We start from the raw sequence: 2,029 nt of genomic DNA, 5'->3' as shown, positions 1-2,029 counted from the left end.
CGCGAGCGGCCAACTCCATGACACCGCCACCGACAAGCCGGTATCCATCCCGGGTCTGTGGGCCCTGACGCCCGGCACCGCGGCGACCGGCGGCACCGACTCGCTGTGGTTCAGCGCAGGCATCGACAACGAGGCACACGGCCTGATCGGCGTGTTCCGCCCGTAGTCACAGCAGTGCCAGTGCGCCGGCCGGTCCGCGTGGCCCGGCCGGCGCACCCATCCCTGTTCTCGGCAGGGGACGCCCGGCTTCAGCCGGGTGGGGAATGCCGTCCTTGGACCTGCGTTGCGGAGCGACGCAGCGTCGCTCCGCAACGCTGCGCTCCCACCAGGTGCCCGCAGGTGGGAGCGGGTTGTCAGACCCGCGGGCTAGGTTCGTGACCACCGCAGTGCTACCGGGGAGAAGGGGGGTGGGCCGGGTGATTCGTGCGTACAAATTCTTGATGCGGCCCACCGTCCGTCAGGGTCAGGCACTGGGCGAGATGTTGAGGGATCACTGCTCGCTGTACAACGCGGCGCTGCAGGAGCGTCGTGACGCCTACCGGCACCCGTCGAAGACGAGCGTCACGTACGGGATGCAGTCCGCGCAGCTGAAGGACATCCGCGGGTTCGATCCGGAGCGGCAGGGCCGCTGGTCTTTCTCGAGCCAGCAGGCGACGTTGCGCCGCCTGGACAAGGCGTTCGCCGCGTTCTTCCGCCGGGTCAAGGCCGGACAGAAGGCCGGCTACCCGCGCTTTCGCGGGATGGGCCGGTTCGACACGGTGGACTTCCCGAAGGACGGGGACGGTTGCCGGTGGGACTCCACCGAGCACGACCCCGTCACCCGGGTGCGTTTTCAGGGCGTGGGGCATGTCCGGGTGCATCAGCACCGGCCCGTGAAGGGCCGGGTGAGGACGGTGTCCGTCACACGCGAGGGCAAGCGCTGGTATGTGATCGTCACTGCCGAGCAGGCCGAGGTGGAACCGCTGCCTGCGACCGGAAGCGTGGTCGGCATCGACATGGGCATAGCCAACTTCCTGGCCGACTCAGGCGGTGAGTTCGTGCCCAACCCGCGTCACGGGCGAAAGGCTGCCGCGAAGCTCGAAGCAGCCCAGCAGGCGCTCAGCCGGTGCAAGCGCGGCAGCAAGCGCCGCCGCAAGGCCGTAGAGACCGTGGCGCGGCTGCACCGTAAGGTGCGCCGCCAGCGGCTCGACCACGCGCACAAGACCGCCCTCGACCTGGTCCGTGAGCATGACTTCATCGCGCACGAAGACCTCACGATCCGCAACATGAGCAAGACTCCCGCTCCCAAGCCCGACCTCGACAAGCCGGGCAGCTTCCTGCCCAACGGGGCCGCGCGCAAGGCCGGGCTGAACCGTTCGATCGCCGATGCCGGATGGGGGGTGTTCCTCGCGATCCTGAACGCCAAGGCTGAGAGTGCCGGACGGGAAGTGATGGCCGTGGACCCCCGCAACACCTCCCGGCGGTGCCCCGAATGCGGGCACACCGCCAAGGGGAACCGGCCCGCACAGGAGAAGTTCCACTGTCAGGAGTGCGGTCACCAGGCACACGCGGACACGGTGGGCGCTCTCAACGTTCTACGGGCCGGGCTGGTCCGTCGCGAAGCCCAACCGGCTTAGAACTCCTAACAAAGTGACAGGTTCTTCAACCGTCGCCAGCAGATGATGCTGCAGGCCAGGCTGAGGAAGGCTTCGTGGATGTCGTCGCGTATCTCCCAGCGGATGCGTAACCGGCGGAACCAGTGCAGGAGTGCAAAGCTCTGCTCGACGACCCACCGGTGGACGCCCAGCCCTGAGCCGTGTTCGGTGCCGCGGCGGGCGATGACCGGGGTGATCCCGACGGCCCGGACCTGCTTGCGGTACTTGTCGTGGTCGTAGCCACGGTCGGCGTACAGCGCATCGGGCCGCCGGCGGGGCCGTCCGCGTCGGCCGCGCACCGGCGGGACGGTCTGGATCAGCGGGATGAGCTGGGTCGGCTTGCAGCGCCCTTATCTTCGATGTTCGCGGTCACCACACCCAGCAGCGCGATCCCG

General features: G+C 68.6%; 1 protein-coding gene and 1 pseudogene. One reads left to right on the top strand and one right to left on the bottom strand.

Features of this window, described 5'->3' with window-relative positions:
• Nucleotides 1–416: 416 nt before the first annotated feature.
• Nucleotides 417–1,616, top strand: coding sequence for a transposase (locus tag AB0I77_RS53395; protein WP_363290304.1), 1,200 nt, complete (start codon nucleotides 417–419; stop codon nucleotides 1,614–1,616).
• Between the two features lie 5 nt (nucleotides 1,617–1,621).
• On the opposite strand, the pseudogene AB0I77_RS53390 reads toward AB0I77_RS53395, so the two are convergent.
• Nucleotides 1,622–1,969: pseudogene (locus AB0I77_RS53390) on the bottom strand (transposase); the annotation flags it as partial.
• Between the last annotated feature and the right edge of the window lie 60 nt (nucleotides 1,970–2,029).

This window comes from Streptomyces sp. NPDC050619, assembly GCF_040654815.1.
Lineage (GTDB): Bacteria > Actinomycetota > Actinomycetes > Streptomycetales > Streptomycetaceae > Streptomyces.
The sequence above is the reverse complement of the archived record's forward strand: the minus strand, read 5'-3'. Positions and strand labels throughout refer to the sequence as shown.